This window comes from Peribacillus sp. NPDC006672 (assembly GCF_050274955.1).
Lineage (GTDB): Bacteria > Bacillota > Bacilli > Bacillales > DSM-1321 > Peribacillus.
On record NZ_JBNNOR010000023.1, the window covers coordinates 35,826 to 59,669 of the forward strand.

The following is a 23,844-nucleotide window of genomic DNA, read 5'->3' on the forward strand; positions in this document are numbered from 1 at the left end:
TCAATGTATGGAAACGAATTTACTCTTCAATTCTTCTTCCGTTACTTCGATCTTTCCTTTCAAATCTTCAGCTAGTAATACAAAACTTTTCACACCTATGAATTCTGAATGCGATATTAAAAAAAATTTTGTTCCCTTTTTATACGTAAAAGGATCATCTTCGATTAACTTAAACATTTGCATCCTTTATCCACCTTCGTCAACCGCATGTAATCATAACTACCTTTAGAGAAGACTCTAGGAATAAGGGCCCTACTTCTTCATTTCCCTTTTTATATCATTGATATTTATAGGCGGTCAACTATTTTTACTAGTAGATACAAGAACCAGCAGGCTTTTTCATTGTTTGGAAATTGTGAGTATTCTTAAATTTCTGTGGAACTGCCTATAATTGAATGTTAAAATTCAGTTGGAAAATAGTGATCCCCGATACATAAGAAAAGACATGAAACGTGTGGATAGCTATTTAGAGGCCCAAAATGTAATTCTGGAAGGTGTGGAAATATTGAAACCAATCATATTTGATGTTGATACTGGGATTGATGATGCCATGGCCATGGCATATGCATTAAATTCACCAGAATTGGAAGTGCTGGGGTTTACCACTTGCTTTGGTAACGTACCCGTTGTTGAATCGACCCGTAATACACTTGCCGTTTTGGAGAAATTAAATAGGCGCATTCCGGTTTTCGAAGGAGCCGGTCAAACATTGGTACGCGGAAAGAAGAAGAAATATCCCAAGCATGTCCATGGGGAAGACGGATTAGGAAATACCCTTCAGTTTGAACCAACTATTAAAGCATCAAAAGGGAATGCATCAGATTTCATTATCGACCAAGTGAAAAGCCGACCGCATGAAATTACGGTTATTGCAGTAGGACCACTGACTAACATCGCATTGGCGATTAAAAAGGCCCCAAAAATCATGTCCTTAGTAAAAGAGGTGGTTATTATGGGCGGCGCTGTAAACGTACAAGGAAATGTAACGCCTTATGCTGAAGCGAACATAGTATCCGATCCTGAAGCGGCTGACCAGGTATTTTCATCCGGGCTGCCAATCACCCTAGTGGGACTTGATGTGACACTGCAAACATATCTTTTGAAATCGAAGCTTGATGAATGGAGGGCAACTGGTAAGGAGAGCGCCCGATTTTTAGCGGAAATGGCCGATTATTATATGAAAGCTTATGAAACCTCCCATCCAGGTTTGGGCGGTTGCGCCCTTCATGATCCACTTGCAGTCGGGGTTGCGATTGATTCAAGTTTTGTAAGTGCAGAAATGATGAACGTCAAGGTGGTGACTGAAGGCGAAGAAACAGGCAGGACAATCGGCCAACAGGATAGCGGACCTAGAATCCGCGTCTGTACGAAAGTGGAAGCGGATCGGTTTGTGAAACACTTTTTGGAACGGGTTATATGAGAACTTGATCATTTGATAATGATCTCCATTAACTAAGTCGTACAGCTGAAATCCATGTATTAAAATAGTTTATTTGCTTTGAAGAAAGGATCTTCGTACATTCGGCGATCCTTTTAATCGGTTTTTAAAAAATTAATCAATCGTTTGATTAATTTCATAGAGATTTTGATGGGAACCATACCTTTTAGTAATGGTCCAGAAAAGTTGGGCATAAGGAACTTTTTCTACCATAAAAAAGTAATAAAAATTAAAACTTATTCAAAGAAAGGTTTATTGATTCGAAAAAACAGGTACATAGACTTTAATAATTCCATATTTAGGTTTTTTCTCTAATCATAATTTACCATTTTTCGACTTTAGCTTTATTTATATGGCAGAAAATGTATGGTTCCATTAAAATGTACTATATAAGATAAAAGGAGGAGTTTTTATATGTCACAAATTCGCGTAACACCTTCGGAACTGAAAGATGTAGCTAGGCAATATGATAATGAGAGCCAACAGGTAACGGATATCATTGGTCGTTTAGATAAAATGAGAGATCATTTAACTGGTATTTGGGAAGGTTCTTCCAGTGAGGCTTTTGTCGGGCAATATGAAGAATTGAAGCCTTCATTCATGGATATGGCTCGCTTGTTGAATGAAGTTTCTCAACAATTGAATAAATCAGCTCAAATCCTTGAAGACACAGATAATCAGATTGCTAGTCAAATTCGCGGATAATCATTAGGTCAAAGAGATTAAGAATTTTCTAGGAAAAAGCGCCGCGACTCTTAATGAAGATCGTGGTGCTTTTTTGCTTTTAAAAGAGGTGGTTTCCATATATATTCAACTTACGATCGATTTAAATAGGTATACAGGGGAAGTATTTGACTTGCAAGTCTCGAATTACCGCTCCATCAAGAAGGTTGTGGAAATTGTATGGCAGGTAAAGGATATTGCCAGTGTACCTAAAGATGGCTATTGGGTGCGGGTCCAGAATAAAGAGTTTGTATGTTCAGGTTATGATACCCTGCTTGATAGCGGAATTACGACGGGGGACCGCCTTGAGATCCTCTAATGGATTAAGTGTGGGCTCGTTATAGGAATAAAGTCTAAAGCCCTTTTAGCAGGGGTAAAGGAGTACATAGAATGGATGAGAAAAAATCCTCATATCTGGAGAAAAAAACAGAAGCTGCAATGGTGAAGGATGATAATGGGTATCTGTTCGTTTTCCAACGGGCAAAACTATCGATGCAAGACCCACTGGAGTTACAGCTTATTCATGAAGCGGATGATGCTCTCCAGAAACATATAGAAGTGACAGAGGACGAGGTGCAGATCAGAGTAAATCCACCGGCCTCTTTTTTTGTTTTTTCCAATGCTAAAGATAGAAACCTCTTAGGTCGATGGGCATCGTCTTATCAAATCGTGAAGAAAATCAGAAATCATGAATTGACTCGGCTGCAACTAGTCGTCTGTCCAGAAAATATCGTTTTTGATCCAAGCTTGACCCCATATTTCCTACATTATGGTGTAAAAGACAGTTTGCCTCCTTATGAGCATAATCAAGATGAGCTATTTCAAGAAACGAAGGCAACGATTTCGGCATTAGTGGATGGGCAGTATACTTTCGAAGAGTATCTGTTTTATTATAAAACATTAAAATTATCGAACGAATCACAAAGTATATTGGCAGCGGGGACTTGGGATGAACTATCCATGGTCATTCAAAAACGGATAGATGCTTTAGAGAAGGAAGAAAAAGCATTTGTGCATATCCCTGAAAAAAAATGGAAAACGGGCCGCTATACACTTTGGGGTACGATGATCATTCTAGTACCACTGATGTTCTTTACGATTTACACACTATTTTTCTCCCAACCTAGGCAGGATGCATATGTAGATAGCGGTGAAAGCTTCTTAAAACAAAAATACAGTGAAGTCATTGACCGGTTGGAGAACTACGATCCGAAAAATATGCCGTATGTCGTTCAATATGAACTGGCGAAGTCCTATGTCATTTATGAGCCGTTAGATGATGTCAGGAAGAAGAATGTAGAAAATGCAATCACTTTGCAAACCGATAGTCAGTACCTCTTATATTGGATATATATAGGCAGGGGCATGAACGAGGACGCGATCGATTTGGCGAGAATCATGGAGGATCGCGAATTGATTATGTATGGACTGGTAAATCAGAAAGAACAGATTAAGTTAGACGATAAACTTTCTGGGGAAGAAAAGGAAACACAAATTAAAGAAGTCGATACTGAGCTGTCCCAATATGAAAAGGAAATAAAGGAATTGCAAAAGCAATTGGAAGAACAGCAAGAGCAACAAGAACAGCCTGCTGTAAAAGAAGAGGAAGAAAAGGAACCAGCTTCTGGGGAAAAAGAAGAAAGCAAGGATTCTTCGAAAAAATCATCTGAAGAAAAAGAGAAAAGCAAAGAGTGAGCATAGGGCCTTTTGCGGAGGTGAGATTAAATGAGTTTATTATGGATTTATTCTAAGGGGACCTACCAGTCCTATACGATCAAGGATAAACATAACGGTCCAATTACGATTGGGCCTTCAAAACAGGATACAATCACCGTCTATTCGATTCCCTTTGAACAGGGACCTATCGAGCTGAGAAGACATGGTGGGCTTGATGAATATGAGGTGTTTAGGGAGGGAAAGAAGCTTGGCGATGTAAAACCATTCCAAAGCTTCACCTTTCATGAAGGTGAAGAAACGGTCGAGATTTGTTATACGGCAGGGGAATTGGAAGAAAGCCTTTATTATATTGGCAACTTGAAAGAAATCACTATATCGGCAAATCGCGGAGCAACTTTCCGTAAAGAAGGACCTGTTCACGGCAATGGCCTTTCCTTTGTTCTTCATAAAGGGCAGTGGCTTCTCAAACCAGATGCAACAAGCAGGCTATACCTGAACGGTGAAAAGGTAATGAAAACACTTCCCATTCAAAATGGCGATCTGATTTGCTGGCCGAATATGGTGCTGAGGTTGATTGAAGGCGACTTATTGATGATTCATAGTGCTGAAAGTTATGAAACATCCTTATCTAAAATGAAGAAGCCTATCTCTGAAATGAAAAAAAGCTACCCACAATATCGCCGAACACCAAGAATGATTTATGAACTGCCGGATGAGAAAGTGACGATATCATTTCCGAGCCAAGAATCGGAGGATAATAATAGAGGGTTATGGCTAATCCTTATGCCGCCGTTAATGATGCTGATTGTCATGGGGGTCATCACGATCGTTCAGCCACGGGGAATTTTCATCATCATATCGATTGTGATGTTCACAACGACTTTAGTAACCTCGACGGTTCAATACTTTAAAGACAAGAAGAAGCAAAAATTCAGAGAAGAAAAACGTCAACGTGTGTATACACGGTATCTAGAGCAGAAAAGGGAAGAACTGCAAGAGCTGTCTGAAAAGCAAAAGAATGTTTTGTTCTATCATTATCCTTCTTTTGAAAAGATGAAGCATCTAACTGATAGTATTAGCGACCGTATTTGGGAGCGAACATTGGAAAGTGAAGATGCTCTCCACTTTAAGATTGGAACGGCGACTATACCATCAAGCTATGAGGTGTCAGTAAATAGTAACGATATGTCCAATCGGGATATAGATGATTTACTTGAGCAGTCTCAGGAACTTGTCGATGTTTATAAAAACCTGGGTGATCTTCCACTATCCATTGATTTATCAAGCGGGTCGATGGGCCTTGTCGGTAAAGAATCAATCGTTAAACGGGAGCTGCAGCAATTGATTGGACAACTGGCCTTTTTTCATAGTTATCATGATGTACGATTTGTGGCCATTTTTCCGGAAAAGGATTATCAAGAATGGGAATGGATGAAATGGCTCCCTCATTTTCAACTGCCGCATGCCTATGCAAAAGGGTTTATCTACAATGAGCAATCCCGCGACCAGCTACTGACTTCGATTTATCAGCTCTTGAGGGAAAGGGATTTGGATGAAAATAAAGGGAAAGTGAGATTCACCCCACATTTCGTCTTTATCGTCACGGATCGTAATTTAATAGCGGAGCATGTCATACTGGAATATTTAGAAGGCAAAACAGACGATTTAGGTATCTCGACGATTTTTGCTGCGGATGCAAAAGAGAGTTTGACGGAAAATGTCCATACACTTGTGAAGTATATAAATGATCGCGAAGGTGAGATTCTCATCCAGCAAACGAAGGCTGTTCATACTTCTTTTACACTTGATACACATACAAAAGAAGGAAATGAGCGATATGCACGTACGCTGCGTTCACTAGATCATCAAAAGGGCATGAATAATTCGATACCAGAAACGGTATCATTTCTGGAATTATTGAAAGCGCGTGAAGTCGAAGATCTGCCTATCAGCCATAACTGGCGGACCAATCAGTCTTCCAAATCCTTGGCGGTACCCATTGGATTGAAAGGGAAAACGGATAGGGTTGAATTGAACTTGCATGAAAAGGCACATGGCCCGCATGGATTGGTGGCTGGGACGACGGGATCGGGGAAAAGTGAACTACTGCAAACCTACATCCTATCATTAGCCGTTCATTATCACCCTCATGAAGTTGCCTTTTTGCTCATTGATTATAAAGGCGGGGGAATGGCACAGCCTTTCAGGCAGATTCCGCATCTTCTGGGAGTCATTACGAATATTGAGGGAAGCAAGAATTTCAGTGCCAGGGCACTAGCCTCCATCAATAGCGAATTGAAGAAACGCCAGAGAATGTTTGATCGATATGAAGTCAATCACATCAATGATTACACGGATTTATACAAAGAAGGCAAAGCGGATGAACCGCTGCCGCATTTATTTTTGATATCAGATGAATTTGCCGAACTTAAAAACGAAGAACCTGATTTCATCCGCGAATTAGTCAGTACGGCGAGAATTGGACGAAGCTTGGGTGTTCATTTAATTCTTGCCACGCAAAAGCCAGGCGGTGTTATTGATAACCAGATTTGGAGCAATGCCCGTTTTAAAATCTCCTTGAAAGTGCAGGATGCCAATGATAGTAAGGAAATTCTTAAGAATAGCGATGCCGCAAATATTACGGTCACCGGACGGGGATATTTGCAAGTAGGAAATAATGAGGTTTATGAACTGTTTCAGTCTGCTTGGAGCGGTGCACCATATTTAGAGGATACGGTTGGATCTGAGGATGAAGTGGCATTCGTCACAGACCTTGGTCTTGTCCAAATCTCAAATGTATCGGAACAAATCACTAATAAGAGGAAAGAAAAGATTAGTGAAATTGAAGCCGTTGCGGATCATATTGTGAAGACGCAGGAAGAAATGAAGATTAAGAAGTTGGCAAGCCCATGGCTTCAGCCACTTCAAGACCGTCTATCGAGAAATGCTGAAACAAGTCTGACGATGAATCAATTCCATCTTGGAATGAAGGATGAGCCCGAATTGCAGAGCCAGACAAATTATGTCTATAACTGGATTGAAGATGGGAATGTTGGGATTTTTGGTTCTTCCGGATACGGCAAGTCAACCACCGTTTTGACTCTTCTCTTTAGTTTTGCAGATCAATTCACTCCTGAAGAACTGCATTATTACATTTTCGATTTCGGGAATAGCGCTTTACTGCCATTGCGCCAGCTGCCTCACACAGGGGATTACTTTCGATTCGATGAGTTAAGGAAAATTGAAAAATTCATGTTGTTCATGAAAGCGGAAATGGAAAGGCGTAAGCAGCTTTTTTCAGAAAGGGAGCTTAGTAATATAAAGCTTTATAACGCATTAGTGGAGGATAAATTGCCGATCATTTTTATCGTGGTCGATAATTTCGATTTAGTGAAGGATGAAATGCAGGACCAGGAAGCACAGCTCATTCAGTTTGCACGTGATGGGCAATCACTTGGAATTTTCATGATTTTAACGGCAACGAGAATAAATTCGATTCGCCAGCCGTTAATGAATAGTCTTAAGACGAAGGTCGTCCATTATTTAATGGACAGTTCGGAACAATATTCAGTCTTGGGAAGGACCCAGTATGAGAATGAACCTGTTCCGGGAAGGGCGTTGGTGAAAAAGGACCAAACCCATCTCACGCAGATTTATTTACCAGCCGATGGAGCGGATGATATAGCCGTTTTGGATGAAATGAAACAAGCTGTTGCAAAGCATAAGGATAAATATAAAGAATTAGCTAAGCCGCCGGCCATTCCGATGTTACCGACACGTCTTGATACCGACACCTTCAAGACATATTATTCACAAGCCATTAAGGAGGATTCCATACCAATCGGGCTTTCAGAGGAAAGCGTTACACCTGTTTGTGTGGAGTTGGATTCCAATCCATTCTTGCTTGTCGTCGGACAGTCACGTAAAGGGAAAACGAATGTCCTTAAAATACTATTGGAATCGCTGCTTACACAGACCATTGGGGAAATAGGTTTATTTGACGGAGTTGACCGTGGCCTATCTTCATATGCTTCAATGAAGACGGTACGTTATGTGGAGACAAAAGACCAGATAACCGAATGGCTCGATCATATCACTGACATCTTTGAGGATCGTGAACGACGTTATCTAGCGGCATTGGAAATGAAATCGATGAAGCAGCTGGAATTCCCATCGATCATTTTTGTCATTGATAGTATTTCAAGGCTTCAACAAACGATTGACGGCAGGATTCAGGATAGGATCAGTGGTTTGATGAAACAGTACAGTCATCTTGGGTTTAGTCTAATCGTCGCTGGAAATGCAAATGACTTCACCAAGGGATATGATTCGTTGACAACCGAATTGAAACAAGTCAGACAGGCAGTTTTGCTTCTTAAAAAGTCGGACCAAAGCTTGTATACGCTCTCCTATTCGAGAAAAGAAGAAGAGATTCAGCCTGGTTACGGATATTTTGTACTAAACGGTCAGGAAAGTAAAATCCAAATTCCTCTAAGTGAATATAGAAGGAGAGTGCAAGAGAGTGTCTGAAAAAATAAAGCCGATTCTATTAATCGGTAAAATACTGGTGATCTTAGCGCTGCCAATCCTGTTTTTTTCTTATATTGGCCAAAATCCAATGAAAAAGACGGAAACGGCTTCTCGTGAAATCGCCATTGTCAATGAAGATGATGGGACTGAATTTAACAATAATCCCATTTACGTCGGCTCAGAGCTTGCTGCCACATTGGACAAGGATTCTGAATATGATTGGTTTGTGGTTAACCGAAGTACGGCGGAAAGTGGACTTGCAAACCAAAAGTACGATGCCGTTATTTACTTCCCATCGGATTTTTCAGAGAATATTTATACGTTCGATGATGAACAGCCAGTCAAGGCGGGGATCAAGTACAAAGTACAAACAAGTTTGAACGCAGAGAATATGGAAAAGGTACAAAAGGAATTAGAAAAAACAAAGAGCAAGATGAATAAGCACATTTCAACGCAGTATTGGAGCTATGTTTCCCAATCAGTGGGGGATATTCGTAAGAAGTTCGATAATGTCCTTGCCAAAGAAATCGCTTTTCAAAATACGATGTATAAGTTCTATACTCCAAGCTCGGAAAGCCTTGCTGGGGAAATCAAACGACATAGGGAGATGCTTGAAGGCGTCTTTGCCCAGACGAAGGATGCTGGGAAAACGAGTAATGAAACAATGGGTGAAATAGGAAACACTAAAGCCCAGATGGCTTCCTTTGTGAAGGATGTAGTTTCTTTTGAGGAATATCAAAAAGCTCAAAGTAACCTTTTTGAGAAAACCTCGGCCCAAAATCAGCAGCTGATCATGGACAGTGTACAATCATATGACAAGGTGTTGAATGAGGGTAACCAATCTGTACCGGAGATTCAGCAAGGGATGAATACGAAATACAGTCTAAATGACCAAGGCATTAATGGAAATGTTGAAATCATGAAGCAGAAACTTGATTCCAGCAATAATAAGTTGGAACAATTTTCAACAAATATGAAAGATAAACAAGTAGAACAAATTTCGAAAATCACCCAAGATCAACAAAGCTCGATTGAACAATTCAAACACTCTGAAGAGACGGTTCTTGAAAACCTTCAGTCTACCTTGCTTATGCAAAGAGAAGATCTTGCAAACAGCTCTGGAGATGGGGGAATTATTGATGAAGGAACAACGATTATAGAAGATATTGAAACGGAAACAGGTAAAGGTGAATCGGAGGCTGTTCCTTCAAAGAAGGACCCGATTGATGATCTGTCGTTACAGGGACTGCTGGATCAAATCAATGGCATACACACGGCACTTGAAAGTTTGGTGCCGGCAGAGGGAAGTGAAGAAACTGCCGAACAAATCAATGTTCTTACAGCGGAACTCCAAACTGAAATCAATAATCTTAGCGGAACGGTAAACGGCAGAACGGGAAATTATAATCAAGTGATAACGGAGTTTAATACACTGGTAGATTCATATAATGATCTGCTCGCGCAATTTACGAAATTACAGGCTGATTATAATAAACTTGGCATGAATTATAAGGATTTAGGTGATCAGTGGAAACAGTCCCAGAAAGATATTCAAAAATTACAAGATTTCCAGAGTATGACACTTGACGAGGCCATCACAAAGATCAAGAATCTCGAACAGGCACTCCTTGGAAAAGTGGGGGGAGAAAGGCGGGCAATGTTGGTGAAGGCCTTTGAAAAACCTATCACTAACCGGAATTCAACTACCCTCCTTGCCTATTATGGTTCACTCTCATCTTATGGCAAATTGGCTGAAAGAGTCACGGAAGCAAATGTAGATAAGGTTTTTGCAGCCAATATAAAAGAATTGGAAAACTTGAAAATTGGGGTTTCCGGAAATGTAGATGAAGAAGCAAAACTTGTCAAAGCCAGTTTGGCAGGAGTCAATGAAAACTTTGGGATGTTCTCCGACTCCATCATGGGTTATATGAAGGAATATGATGCAAACGTCGAATCAGGGCAGAAAGCAACTTTAGCTGAATTAGCGGCAATTACCGAACGTGCTCAAGGAGTATCTGCCAATTTATCAGATCATATTGAAGTTCCTGAAATAGGGACGGAACCTCCAGTGAACCTTGATGGTGAAATGTTTGTCTCACTTCAAGACAATACGGCAACAACTGTCGGCTCCATTTCCGCCCTTGTCAATTCTGTAGCGGAACGACAAGACACGGTTACGAAGGATACAGCAGACCTGCAAGCGAAAGTGGGGTCCGTACAGGAAAGGGCTGATCAGCTAAATGATAATTGGTCCCAAAATGTAGACTCAACCGTAAAAATCAAGACGGACGTATATAGCGTCTTGAACAACACTCTAGTCGATGATCAGCAGAACGGGTATGTGTACGAATATTTAGCGAATCCCGTTCAAATCAGCGGGGAAGTCCTTCATCAGGAAAAGGTCAATATTCCGCCAATTGTCATGTTGGTGATCATACTCATTTCTGGGTTATTGATCGGTTTCTTCCTGCATCATTATGAAACCATTCCAATGATGGTCCATGCGGCCTTGTTTACATTATTGAATCTGAGCGTAGGTTTAATAATCAGTATATATGGTTTGAAGATTTATCCACTGGGAGATATGCAGGAGATTAAATGGACCGTTTTCACCGTCCTGCTTTTATTCTTCTGTTCAGCGTTTACCCGGCTTGCCTTCTCAATTGGTCCGTTTGTCGGTGCTATCCTGGTGATTGGTTTGATCAGTTTCTTTACCATTCCATTATTGGATTTAATCATGCCTAATTTCAATGTCGACCACCCGGTTGCAGACGTATACATGTCGATTCAATTCGGTAATCAGTCGGCATTCATTCCGGCTATTATCATCTTGATTGTACTGACGCTTATCGGAACGGGCATTCCATATATAGTGAAGCGTCTTACAGAAAGAAGAGAAATGGCCCATGAAGTGGATTAAATACGTAATGGCAGTCTTATTCTTCATGTTCTTTAGCCATACACCGCATGGCGGGGCAGAAGAGGAACCCATGGTGGAGCCCAATGAATATCAAGAAAGTGATATTGATATTCAAACGGAGTATTTCCATGAGGAAGGATTGTTGGAACAGAAGCGGAGATTGCCTGAAGAACAAAAGGACCTTACTTTTGAAAGAGGGAAATATGATGTCATGGACTCGGTGAAGGATTCACTGTTTCTTTCTCCGGTACCGAAGAATCAAAATAATACCATCGCTTCAAAATCAGAACAGCTTGGATTATTCTCGGAAGTCAGAGTTCGAACGAGAAGCGAAAAAGAAACAGCACCTTCCCTTAAGTTTGACCTGACGATATTGCTCGGCGTCATTTTGGCACTTTCTGTTGTTTGTTTGTTTTTTATTCTTATCCCGAAAATGGGGAAGCTTAATGGAGAGGTTAAACGAAAATGAAAACAGCCCGAGTCCTGACTTATGTCAGGACTCGGGCTGTTTTTGCTACATTTCCATAATGGTTTTAATAAGCCCTAAAAGAAGGGCGACTGCGAAGATCAAAATGAAGAATTTTTTATACATGATCATCAGTACCCCTTATATCTTATGAGTGGATTGCATTCATTTTAGCATAAACAAGAAAGGGAGGGAGTTGACGCATCTTATTTCAGTAGTACTTACCGTTCGGAAACAGCTTCGGTTTTAAACCGAATTCCCTATTAAGCTGACAAGGGCAATTAGTTTACCATACCTTTTTCATTAGCAGTATTAATATTTTTAGAGAAATTCGTTTATGGATTACTGAATATCTAGTAAACTTACAATGTAAGGTTTAATTGGATCTTAATGTAAATGGTGTGTTGGCATTGATATAGAAAAGGTATGAAATGGTGATAGGGGAATCTCAGGAGGTAGAGAATGAGTTATAAGCAGGTCAATCAGAAACTTGAAATGGTTCTAGGTAATATTGAAAAGGTGATTATCGGAAAACGGGATATAGCAGAACTAAGCATCGTAGCACTTCTTTCCGGTGGGCATGTCTTATTGGAGGATGTTCCGGGTGTGGGAAAGACAGTAATGGTAAGAGCGCTGGCAAAATCAATTGGTGCAAGCTTTAAGCGTATACAATTCACGCCTGATTTACTGCCTTCTGATGTAACGGGTGTTTCCATCTTTAATCCTAAGGAACAAGAATTCATTTTTAGGCCAGGACCGATAATGGGCCATATTGTTTTAGCCGATGAAATTAACCGGACCTCGCCTAAAACGCAGTCTGCCTTGCTTGAAGCCATGGAAGAAGCAAGTGTGACAATTGATGGTATCACAAGAGGATTGGATAAGCCCTTTTTCGTAATGGCGACACAAAATCCCATTGAGTACGAGGGAACATATCCGCTTCCAGAGGCTCAATTGGATAGATTCCTATTAAAAATGAACATGGGCTATCCAGGAGTGGAGGAAGAGATAGAGGTACTTCATAGGGCTCAATATATGGCACCGCTTGAAGAGCTTGAATCCGTCATCACCTTAGATGAATTGATAGCATTACAGGCAGAGGTAAAAGCGGTGATAGTGGATGACACAATAAAACGTTATATTGTTGAATTGGCGAATAAAACCCGAACGTATGAAGGGGTTTATTTAGGGGTAAGCCCGCGTGGATCGATAGCGTTGATGAAGGCAGCCCAAGCATACGCTTTGATCCAGGGCAGGGACTATGTTCTACCGGACGATGTTCAATATTTAGTTCCATTCGTATTCTCCCACCGGCTTATTTTGAAACCTGAAGCGAATTATGCTGGATTCGATGCCGGGATGGTGATACATGAAATTGTCGCGATGACTCAAGTGCCTGTAAAGCGAGTTGTGACTTAATGGGAAAATTCATCAGCATTTCAAGGGGAAATATGAGTGTAATCGGACTGGTATCACTCATGGCCGTTACCTTCTGCTTTGCAATGTTTCAAGGTGGTTTTGTCAGTTGGTTTATTTTTTATTCGTTTTTGCCGTTTTCAATGTACGCAGCGCTTCTGCTGTTTTATCCGCTGCATGCCTTTACCGTTGAGAGAAAGAGCAATAAAAGGGAATGCCATGCAGGCGAATCTGTTGAAGTAGTCTTGACATTTACCCGTAAAAACCTGCTGCCCCTATTATTTATGTTGGTAGAGGAGGAATTGCCTCAGAGGATGGAAGATAGCGGATTCCAAAGGAAAATAATGATCTTTCCGGGGTTCAAGCGTACCTTCAGTATGTCATATACCTTGGAAAACTTGCCACGCGGAGAACATTCGTTTCAATCGATCCGCTTCAGAGTAGAGGATTTTTTCGGGCTCTTTGAAAAGGAGGCGATATATAGCTCACCTTTGAAAATAACTGTTTTCCCTCCATATCATGAGCTTGCCTACAGTAATCTTGCTCGAGTGTTCAATGAGGGGGCAGTGGGTTCAACAAAGAAAACACAACGGGAACATTCAGTGGTCTCCGGGGTAAGGGAGTATCAGCCAGGCGATCAGTTATCATGGATTAACTGGAAGGCGACGGCTAGAACGAGTGAAATCATGACGAAGGAATTCGAAGTGCAGAAAAACCGGGATTTATTCATCATGCTTGATAATAAGCCTTCGGATTTATTAGAAGAATCCATTGTAATGACGGCTTCCATTGCACATGCCATGTTAAAAAAAGGCATGGAGGTCGGGTATGCAAGTATGGGATCGAAGGTAATTATACCGACAGGAGCAGGCAATAATCAAAGAAGAAAGATTTTTTATCGACTTGCTAAAGAAGAACCAAGTGAGGTAAACGCATTGAAAGAAAATATATGGAAGGGAATCTTTCCGGCAAACGCTGCTGTGATATTCATTGTTTCAGACTTAACCTTAGAAAAGGTGGACATGTTGAGTGCTTCCCGTGCTAATCAGGGATTGATGTTATGTGTGAAGAAACCGGCAGATCTTACTGATGAGGAAAAAATGTCAAGATCTACAGCAGTCTCGAGGGGGATAAAGGTTAGCTTTTTTGAACATGGCCAACTAAAGCTTGATTTATCAAAGGTGATGGCGGAATGAAAGTCACTACCGAAAAGTTGGAAAGGTTCATGCATGTCCTCCTATATATCTTTGGTCTGTTGTTGATCACTGAGTGGTTAAGGCCTGTCGATAAACTCACCGATACAGGGAATATCATCATTTTTGTCCTATTTTTGATTTTTTCCTTACTACTGCACTATTTCCACGTACATTGGTCAATCCGGTTTATTCTCATTAGTGCTTATATAATGATTTCTTTACAGTTCCTTCATTCGAAAACCGCTTTATTTCAATTATCATGGTTGAAAGGTTTTCTAGTGGATTTTTCGGAAAACCTAGGGTATATATACGATGGGAATTGGGGATTGCTAACAAATCCGTTTCGGACGTTGCTGTTTTTTGTCCTTCTTTGGCTTGTAACGTATTTGATTCATTACTGGGTGATGGTGAGGCAAAGCATCTTTTTCTTTTTTATGTTAACAGTGATTTTCATCTCTGTACTAGATACATTCACTCCCTATGTGGGAGATAAGGCAATGATAAGGATCATCATCATCGGGTTCTTGATGCTCGGTCTGCTGTCCCTGCTGCGTCTAACGATACACGAGATGATTAGGTTTCCGATGGTTTCCATAAATAAATGGCTCCTGATGCTGACCGGAATGATATCGGTAAGTGTCCTTGTTGGTTTCGGTGCCCCAAAACTCTCTCCGCAGTGGCCGGACCCAGTGCCTTATATTACTTCTTATTCTGATAAAGCCCTAAAAGAAGACGGTAGTTCGAAGGAGAAAAGTGTCGGATATGATGAAGATGATTCGGATCTTGGCGGTTCGATTGAGCCAGATAGTTCCACCGTTTTTTATAATAATGCACCTGCAGGACATTATTGGAAAGTGGAGAACAAAGATATTTATACCGGGAAAGGATGGGTTTCCATACTGGAAAAGGACTTTCACTCTTTTTCCAACGGTCAGGATATGGCATCTTTAAATATTTATGACGTTCCTGAAGTGGTTAAAACAGAAGAAATGACGGCAAAGCTGTCCATGACGGAATCATATTCCCATATACTTCATCCGCAGTCCGGGTATTTAAAAAAAATTCAGGGTAAGAACGGAATGGATTTCAAATATTATCAGGGGATGGACAAAGTAATATCTGAACAGGAAAATGGCGAACGACTGGTCATGAAAGAGTATGAGCTGGTTTATGATATGCCGAGTTTTGATATAGCTGAGTTAAGGAAAGCCACAGAACCTGACGAATCGATGGATTTGTTAATGGAAAAAAACACACAGCTTCCAGAGGGATTGCCAAACCGGATCTACGAATTGGGATCCCGACTTACAAGAAATGAATCGAATTGGTACGATAAAGCAAAAGCAATAGAGGATTATTTTGACGGGCCTGAATTCATTTATTCAAAGGACGATATTCCGTATCCGGAAACAAATCAAGATTATGTCGATCAATTTTTATTCGAGACGCAGATAGGGTATTGTGATAATTATTCAAGTGCAATGGTCGTTTTACTTCGTGCCGCCAATATACCTGCCAGGTGGGTAAAGGGTTATACGGAAGGGGAAAAATCAATCCATGATGGTGAATCCGTTTATAAGGTGACCAATAATAATGCACATTCCTGGGCCGAGGTTTATTTCTCAGGGATAGGCTGGGTCCCCTTCGAGCCGACAAAGGGTTTCGATGGGGAAGTTGAATTTTACGATTCGGAGTTGAAACAGGAAGAAATCAAGAACCCTGAAGAAACCCCAACTAATGAAGAACAAACAAAGAAAGAGACCAGGGAACGGCAGAATACACCCGATAGGGAAACTCAATCATCAGGCAAAATTAGTATTGGGGGCATGGGAGGACTCTTGAAATGGACTGCCATCACACTGTTAAGTGTAATGATTCTTGCTTCAATAGGCTATTTTTCCAGAAGGAAGTGGATTCCATATCTGCAGATTCATCATTATAGAAACAAATCAGGTGCTCGTTTTACGACAGCATATTTAATATTACTGAAACAATTAAAGCGAGCAGGTTTAGTTCGTCCGGAGGGGCAAACTTTAAGGGAGTACGCAGCCTACGTGGATGCAGTGTACGATACAGATGAGATGAGTGAATTGACGGCTGGATACGAGTTAATGATATATCGTGGAGACGTGGAAGATGGCGAATGGAAACACTTTCAAAAGGGTTGGGAAAGCTTAATGAGAAAAACTAGCTCTTGACCAGGTTTTTATTATATTGATACAATAACAAAAACTAACTTAAACTAATATATCCTTCATATATCCTCGATAATATGGATCGAAAGTTTCTACCGAATCACCGTAAATGATTTGACTATGAAGGCGGATTTTAACAGGAAAGCTGAAAATCTGCCTTCGTCTATACTTTTTGTGTATTTTTGAGGGTGGATTTTTAGTTTTTCTTTTTTTATGATAATATTTTTTATAAGAAAGTATCACTCGATTTTAGAGTGAATTACATTAATAGAGGTGACGTTTGTGCCGGGGAAAACAGAATTGCAAAAAAACCAGGAAATGATCGTAGTACTTGATTTCGGAAGCCAATATAACCAATTGATCACTCGTCGTATCCGTGAATTTGGTGTGTACAGTGAGCTTCATCCTCATACAATTACTGTAGAGGAAATCGAGAAAATGAACCCAACGGGAATAATATTCTCAGGGGGCCCGAATAGTGTTTATGATGCAAATGCATTTGGCTGTGATGAACGCATATTCGAAATGGGCCTACCGATTTTCGGTATTTGTTATGGCATGCAGCTTATGACTAAACATTTTGGCGGAAAAGTGGAACCAGCGAAAAACCGTGAATACGGAAAAGCGACACTTGCGATCCAAAATGAGTCTAAGTTATTCAGTGATCTGCCGAAAGAACAAATCGTCTGGATGAGCCATGGTGATTTAGTGGTGGAAACGCCTGAAGGTTTCAAGATCGATGGAACGAACCCATCTTGCCCAATTTCGGCCATGAGTGACGAGTCACGTAAATTGTATGCCGTACAATTCCATCCGGAAGTTCGTCATTCAGTTTATGGAAATGACATTTTGAAAAATTTCGTATTCGGCGTTTGTGGTTGCAAAGGTGACTGGTCAATGGAGAACTTCATTGAAGTCGAGATGGAGAAAATCCGTCAAACTGTCGGAGATAAAAAGGTGTTATGCGCATTGAGCGGCGGAGTGGATTCATCCGTTGTTGCTGTATTGATCCATAAAGCGATTGGCGATCAGCTAACATGTATTTTCGTTGATCATGGATTACTACGTAAAGGAGAAGCCGAAGGTGTAATGGAAACATTCAGTGAGGGCTTCAATATGAACGTAATCAAGGTCGATGCATCAGAACGTTTCCTATCGAAACTTGCTGGCGTTTCAGATCCGGAACAAAAACGGAAAATCATCGGTAACGAATTCATCTACGTATTCGATGATGAAGCAACGAAGCTTGAAGGCATTGATTTCCTTGCACAGGGAACACTTTACACAGACATTATTGAAAGTGGTACGGCTACTGCACAAACAATTAAATCGCATCACAACGTTGGCGGTCTGCCGGAAGATATGCAATTTAAATTGATCGAGCCATTGAACACTTTATTCAAAGATGAAGTGCGTGCACTTGGAAGTGAAATGGGCATTCCAGATGAAATCGTTTGGCGTCAACCATTCCCAGGTCCTGGTTTAGGTATTCGTGTATTAGGCGAAATTTCAGATGAAAAACTTGAAATCGTTCGTGAATCTGACCATATCTTACGTGATGAAATTAAAAAGAATGGTTTGGAACGTGAAATTTGGCAGTACTTTACTGTGCTTCCTAACATCCGTAGTGTAGGGGTAATGGGCGACGCCCGTACGTACGATTACACAATCGGGATCCGTGCGGTTACATCCATTGACGGAATGACTTCCGATTGGGCGAGAATCCCTTGGGATGTACTTGAAATCATCTCGACGAGGATCGTTAATGAAGTAAACCATGTAAATCGCGTCGTGTATGACATTACGTCTAAGCCACCTGCAACTATCGAGTGGGAATAGAAGATTAAAATCATCCAATCAGTGAAGGGATTTTCCTTCACTGATTTTTTTTGTTAAAATAATTAGAGAATATGTTGAATATTTACATTTCAGGTATGTTGACTAATATGTACCCATAATAATTAAGGGATATGTAGCGAAAAGCGAACATTTCCTGAAATTACATAAAAAATATTCGTTTGGTATATTGACGATTATTTTAGTGACTGCTACACTATACCTATAATAATAAAAAATATAATTGTCGTATAATATTGGGGATATGGCCCAAAAGTTTCTACCAAGCTGCCGTGAACGGCTTGACTACGATGTTAATGGATTGGCGATCAAGGATAGACCGCCACTTCTTTACATGATTGTAGTCAAGCCCCGTTCGGAAGCGAATGGGGCATTTGTCTGTTGGCTTACGACCTATGATAGGGGAGACTCATAATGAAAAACTATTTTCGGTTTAATGAACTGGGAACCAATTATCGCCGTGAAATACTTGGTGGATTAACTACGTTCCTTTCGATGGCATATATCCTGGTTGTTAACCCTGTGATGCTGACTTTACAAAGCATAGAGGATTATCCAGATGAATTGAGAATGGACTACGGAGCAGTTTTTGCAGCAACTGCCTTAGCGGCTGCAATTGGCTCGATATTGATGGGGCTCATAGCCAGGTATCCAATATCGCTTGCACCAGGCATGGGATTGAATGCTTTCTTCGCTTTTACCGTTGTACTTGGTTTTGGAATTCCTTGGCAGACTGCTTTAACGGGAGTATTGATTTCGGGGATTATCTTCGTTTTGCTTTCCCTATCGGGAATACGTGAGAAAATCATTAATGCAATACCAGTCGAACTGAAATACGCAGTTGGAGCAGGTATCGGTTTATTCATTACTTTTGTAGGGTTTCAGAATGCTGGGATCATCACGAATGATGACAGCGTTCTTGTCGGACTGGGGGACCTAACCTCAGGAAATACTTTATTGGCTGTATTTGGAATTGTCGTAACCGTCATTTTGATGACGAGAGGCGTCAAAAGCGGCGTATTCATAGGAATGGTCATTACAGCCATTGCAGGAATGATCTTTGGGCAAGTACCGGTGCCGGAGAAAATAATCGGGGCCGTTCCGAGCATAGCACCTACATTCGGAGTTGCATTCGATGCCTTTGGAAATCCCGGTGATCTCTTCACTGGTCAAATGTTAATCGTGATATTGACCTTCTTGTTCGTAGCTTTCTTTGATACAGCAGGTACGTTGGTTGCTGTTGCGCAACAAGCTGGACTGATGAAGGATAATGTTCTTCCTAGAGTAGGAAAAGGATTACTCGCTGATTCATTATCCATCGTTTCAGGCGCAATTCTTGGTACATCAACCACTACATCTTATGTAGAGTCAACATCGGGAGTTGCTGCTGGTGCTCGAAGCGGTTTTGCGGCTGTAGTAACAGGTTTACTGTTTGTCCTTTCCCTTTTCTTCTTCCCGCTTCTTTCAGTGGTGACATCTGCGGTGACTGCGCCGGCATTGGTTATAGTCGGAGTATTAATGGCGTCTTCACTTAAAAATATTGACTGGCAGAAGTTTGAAATTGCGGTTCCAGCCTTCTTTACCGTTATCATGATGCCTATGACATATTCAATTGCGACAGGGATAGCTTGTGGATTCATCTTCTATCCGATTACAATGTCGATGAAAGGAAGAGCTAAAGAAGTTCACCCAATCATGTGGGGCCTTGGAGTCGTCTTCCTTCTATATTTCATTTTCTTGAAGTAATAATGCGAGTAAGTTAAAAGAGCCCTGATTTTGGGGCTCTTCTTTCATGTTGTAAGAGAAAGGTCATATCGTGTATAGTAAAAGGACTAAGTACTAAGTACTTTATCCTGTATGGGGCATTAGGATGACTTTGAGAAAAATGAGGGAGAAAAATGAATGGTTTTATCGTTGAAAAGGTTTTGAACAATAATGTGGTGATTGCCACACATCCGTCGTATGGTGAAGTAGTTTCTATTGGAAAGGGCTTAGGCTTCAACCGAAAGAAAGGCGAAGAGTTAAGTCCGGAACTTGCGGAAAAAACATTCGTTCTCAAAAATGTTAAGGAACAGGAAAGTTATAAAAAACTTTTACCGCAGATCGATCAAAGTCTTCAAGCTGCCATAATAGAATCCATTCATCTCATTAACGATCGAGTAACTGGAAAACTAAATGAACATATACATGTTGGTTTAACTGATCATTTACTGTTCGCCCTTCAGCGTGTTTCACAAGGAATGACTATCAAAAATCCATTCTTGAAAGAAACGATAACCCTTTATCCTTTTGAACATGATATTGCTGTTGATGTAATCGACTTAATTCAGGATAAGACAGGTATAGGCCTTCCGCAAGGGGAAATCGGTTTTATTACGCTTCATATTCATAGTGCAATAGCAAATAAAGACTTATCGGAAGTCAATCAACACTCGCAATTAATCTACCATCTTATCCATGTCGTTGAAGAACAGCTCAATGTACAAATTAATAAGGAAAGCATTGACTATACACGTTTGGTCCGTCATTTAAGATTCATGATAGACAGGGTGTTGGCTGGGGAAAAAGTAGATGAACCTGAAAAAATTGCATTGCTATTGAAAGAAGAATATCCATTGTGCTACAATATCTCATGGAAGCTAATAAAAATTATGCAACAGAAATTAGGCAAACCGGTTTGTGATGCGGAAGCTGTCTATCTAACGATGCATATCCAACGATTACAAAAGAAAATAAAATAAAAAATACATTAACTTACGTGTTACTGATTCGATCAGGCATAAGTGAGGAGAATGATTGTTATGAAAGAGGGTATTATATACCTGAATTTTCATTTCAATCCTATCTTTGCTTATGCCTTTTTTGATTTGAACTCTGTTGCGTGGGAAGATGAATTCCATCGTTAAATGTAACCGTTTTATTAGCATGGAAAAACAGTAAAGAGGAGGAAAACCTATGTTTAAGAAGTTGTTTGGTGTTTTGCAAAAAATCGGAAAAGCCTTGATGCTTCCAGTAGCCATTTTGCCAGCTGCCGGAATATTGCTTGCGTTTGGTAATGCATTGCAAAACGAGACTTTATTGGATATCGCCCCGTTTCTTGCGAGTGGCGGTGTTGAAATGATCGCATCGGTCATGGAGAATGCCGGAAATATTATTTTTGGGAATCTTCCCTTGTTGTTTGCTGTGGGGGTCGCAATTGGGCTAGCTGGTGGAGAGGGTGTTGCCGGGCTAGCAGCGATTATTGGGTTCTTGATTATGAATGTGACGATGGGAACTGTCCTTGGAATTGACGCTGCCGACATTGAGAACAATGGTGCGGTTTACAGCAATGTTCTGGGTATCCCAACTTTGGGAACTGGCGTGTTCGGCGGCATTATTGTCGGTGTCATGGCTGCTGTTATGTATAATAAATTTTATGAAATTGAACTGCCTTCATATTTAGGGTTTTTTGCAGGTAAACGTTTTGTACCTATTGTGACAGCTGCAAGTGCAGTTATTCTTGGGTTGTTGATGATTTTGATTTGGCCGACGATTCAATCGGGGTTAAATGCATTTTCCGAAAATATGTTGGGTGCTAACTTGACACTGGGAGCTTTCGTGTTCGGGGTTGTAGAACGTGCGTTAATTCCGTTTGGGTTGCATCATATCTTCTATTCGCCATTCTGGTTTGAATTTGGCAGCTACATCCCTCAAGGCGGGGGAACGCCAGTCAGAGGTGACCAGGCCATCTTCATGGCGCAAATTAAAGATGGCGTACAGAATTTAACGGCAGGTACTTTCATGACTGGTAAGTATCCATTCATGATGTTCGGGTTGCCGGCTGCAGCTTTGGCCATTTATCATGAAGCTAGACCGGAAAAAAAGAAAATAGTTGGAGGCTTGATGGCTTCGGCGGCACTTACATCTTTCTTGACTGGGATTACTGAGCCACTTGAATTTGCTTTCTTATTTGTTGCACCTGTACTTTTCGGGATCCACTGTCTGTTTGCGGGTCTATCTTTCATGACCATGCATTTACTGAATGTGAAAATCGGGATGACGTTCTCGGGTGGTTTGATCGATTACGTACTGTTTGGTTTAATTAATCCTCAAACCAATGCTTGGATTGTTATCCCGGTTGGCTTAGTTTTTGCGCTTATCTATTACTTTGGATTCAGATTTGCAATAAGGAAGTTTAACCTTAAAACTCCTGGTCGTGAAGTGGAAGAGGACGAGGAAACTGGAGGATCTGCAAGTACAGCTGGAAGTCTACCTGGGGATATCTTGGATGCTATGGGTGGAAAAGAAAATATTTCTCACTTAGATGCTTGCATTACCCGTCTTCGTGTATCAGTGAATGACATTGGTAACGTTGATAAAAATAGGTTGAAGAAACTTGGTGCCGCTGGAGTGCTGGAAGTGGGCAATAACATTCAGGCAATCTTCGGACCTCGTTCAGAAACGATCAAAGGGCAAATGAAAGATATCATCGATGGAAAAAGGCCTCGTAAAGTAGAAGCGTCTCCTGAAGAGGGCGTGGAAAAGCAAATCGAGGATATCGTCCCGAAACCTTTACGGACGGAAGAAGTTTCTGAGCGCTTTAATTCACCTATTAAAGGTGAATTAAAACCGATTACGGAAGTGCCTGATGCAGTCTTTGCTGAAAAAATGATGGGTGATGGGTTTGCTATTTTACCGGTGGAAGGATTGGTTGTTTCTCCTGTTGATGGTACGATCGTTAACCTATTCCCGACTAAGCACGCAATAGGTATCGTTTCCGATGCTGGACGTGAAGTCTTAATACATGTCGGGATCGATACAGTTAAGCTGGAAGGCAAAGGCTTCGAAGCACTTGTCGCTCAAGGAGATAAAGTGACAAGCGGACAGCCGTTGCTTAAAGTTGATTTAGAATATGTCAAAAACAATGCAACCTCTATCATTACGCCAATCGTCTTTACTAACCTTTCGGAAGGTGAAAGTGTAAAGATTGAAAAGGCTGGGAATGTAGATAGGGAAGAAGCGAACGTAATTTCTATCGATAAATAAACATTCAAAAACAGGAGGGTGGCTATAATTAGCTGCCCTTCTGTTTTTGTTTATTCATTACAGGGTAAGACATTTGGGACAATAATAAAATATTAATGGAACAGTGTTTATATAGAGGGAGGTGGTAGTTCTTGAAAAAACAAAGATTTTTTTAAAGATTTAATTGACTTGTCTACATGCAAGTGCTAATATATTAAATACACCGCTTGAGACAGTGAAGGCAAGTAAGAGAAATTAAAACTTGTTGTTGACATGGAGTTCAAAAGGTGTTACACTGATTAAGTCGCTGAAGAAGCGATGGAAAATATTGCTCTTTGAAAACTGAACAAAACAAAGCGCCAACGTTAAATTTTAAGTGAGCACACACTATTAAAAAAGCAAAATGAGCAAGTCAAACATTT

Annotated in this window: 15 protein-coding genes and 2 riboswitches; of the genes, 14 read left to right on the top strand and 1 reads right to left on the bottom strand. The window is 40.7% G+C overall.

Annotation, left to right across the window (positions count from 1 at the left end; translation table 11 throughout):
- Positions 1–183: a hypothetical protein gene (locus ACQKKK_RS23750; protein WP_427619610.1), complete on the bottom strand. Its 183-nt coding sequence runs from the start codon at positions 181–183 to the stop codon at positions 1–3.
- A 322-nt stretch (positions 184–505) separates the two neighbouring features.
- Here ACQKKK_RS23750 and ACQKKK_RS23755 point away from each other — a divergent pair, with 322 nt between their 5' ends.
- From ACQKKK_RS23755 to ptsG, 14 genes are all read left to right on the top strand, one after another.
- Positions 506–1,420, top strand: coding sequence for a nucleoside hydrolase (locus tag ACQKKK_RS23755; RefSeq protein ID WP_427619628.1), 915 nt, complete (start codon positions 506–508; stop codon positions 1,418–1,420).
- Positions 1,421–1,852: 432 nt separating this feature from the next.
- Positions 1,853–2,143: a WXG100 family type VII secretion target gene (locus tag ACQKKK_RS23760; RefSeq protein ID WP_427619612.1), complete on the top strand. Its 291-nt coding sequence runs from the start codon at positions 1,853–1,855 to the stop codon at positions 2,141–2,143.
- A gap of 97 nt (positions 2,144–2,240) precedes the next feature.
- On the top strand, positions 2,241–2,480 hold the full coding sequence (locus ACQKKK_RS23765) for an EsaB/YukD family protein (protein WP_427619629.1): 240 nt from the start codon (positions 2,241–2,243) through the stop codon (positions 2,478–2,480).
- Positions 2,481–2,551: 71 nt separating this feature from the next.
- Positions 2,552–3,856, top strand: coding sequence for a type VII secretion protein EssB (gene essB / locus ACQKKK_RS23770; protein ID WP_427619614.1), 1,305 nt, complete (start codon positions 2,552–2,554; stop codon positions 3,854–3,856).
- A 30-nt stretch (positions 3,857–3,886) separates the two neighbouring features.
- On the top strand, positions 3,887–8,368 hold the full coding sequence (essC, locus tag ACQKKK_RS23775) for a type VII secretion protein EssC (protein ID WP_427619616.1): 4,482 nt from the start codon (positions 3,887–3,889) through the stop codon (positions 8,366–8,368).
- The gene (gene esaA / locus ACQKKK_RS23780; RefSeq protein WP_427619617.1) at positions 8,361–11,288 is read left to right on the top strand and encodes a type VII secretion protein EsaA; all 2,928 of its coding nucleotides are present in this window, start codon (positions 8,361–8,363) and stop codon (positions 11,286–11,288) included. Before essC ends, esaA begins: the two co-directional genes overlap by 8 nt.
- The gene (essA, locus tag ACQKKK_RS23785; protein WP_427619618.1) at positions 11,275–11,757 is read left to right on the top strand and encodes a type VII secretion protein EssA; all 483 of its coding nucleotides are present in this window, start codon (positions 11,275–11,277) and stop codon (positions 11,755–11,757) included. The genes esaA and essA overlap by 14 nt, the downstream gene beginning before the upstream one ends.
- Before the next feature lie 459 nt (positions 11,758–12,216).
- The gene (locus tag ACQKKK_RS23790; protein WP_427619619.1) at positions 12,217–13,173 is read left to right on the top strand and encodes an AAA family ATPase; all 957 of its coding nucleotides are present in this window, start codon (positions 12,217–12,219) and stop codon (positions 13,171–13,173) included.
- A 32-nt stretch (positions 13,174–13,205) separates the two neighbouring features.
- Positions 13,206–14,366, top strand: a complete 1,161-nt coding sequence (locus ACQKKK_RS23795; protein WP_427619620.1) for a DUF58 domain-containing protein — start codon at positions 13,206–13,208, stop codon at positions 14,364–14,366.
- Positions 14,363–16,564: a DUF4129 domain-containing transglutaminase family protein gene (locus tag ACQKKK_RS23800; RefSeq protein ID WP_427619621.1), complete on the top strand. Its 2,202-nt coding sequence runs from the start codon at positions 14,363–14,365 to the stop codon at positions 16,562–16,564. Before ACQKKK_RS23795 ends, ACQKKK_RS23800 begins: the two co-directional genes overlap by 4 nt.
- Before the next feature lie 36 nt (positions 16,565–16,600).
- Positions 16,601–16,702, top strand: a riboswitch (purine riboswitch).
- A gap of 141 nt (positions 16,703–16,843) precedes the next feature.
- The gene (guaA, locus tag ACQKKK_RS23805; protein WP_427619622.1) at positions 16,844–18,400 is read left to right on the top strand and encodes a glutamine-hydrolyzing GMP synthase; all 1,557 of its coding nucleotides are present in this window, start codon (positions 16,844–16,846) and stop codon (positions 18,398–18,400) included.
- A gap of 224 nt (positions 18,401–18,624) precedes the next feature.
- A riboswitch (purine riboswitch) is annotated at positions 18,625–18,726 on the top strand.
- Positions 18,727–18,832: 106 nt separating this feature from the next.
- Complete coding sequence (locus ACQKKK_RS23810; RefSeq protein WP_289318820.1) at positions 18,833–20,164, top strand: NCS2 family permease; 1,332 nt, start codon at positions 18,833–18,835, stop codon at positions 20,162–20,164.
- A gap of 152 nt (positions 20,165–20,316) precedes the next feature.
- Complete coding sequence (gene glcT / locus ACQKKK_RS23815; protein ID WP_427619623.1) at positions 20,317–21,159, top strand: glucose PTS transporter transcription antiterminator GlcT; 843 nt, start codon at positions 20,317–20,319, stop codon at positions 21,157–21,159.
- A gap of 214 nt (positions 21,160–21,373) precedes the next feature.
- Positions 21,374–23,443, top strand: coding sequence for a glucose-specific PTS transporter subunit IIBC (ptsG, locus tag ACQKKK_RS23820; RefSeq protein WP_427619624.1), 2,070 nt, complete (start codon positions 21,374–21,376; stop codon positions 23,441–23,443).
- Positions 23,444–23,844 lie beyond the last annotated feature (401 nt).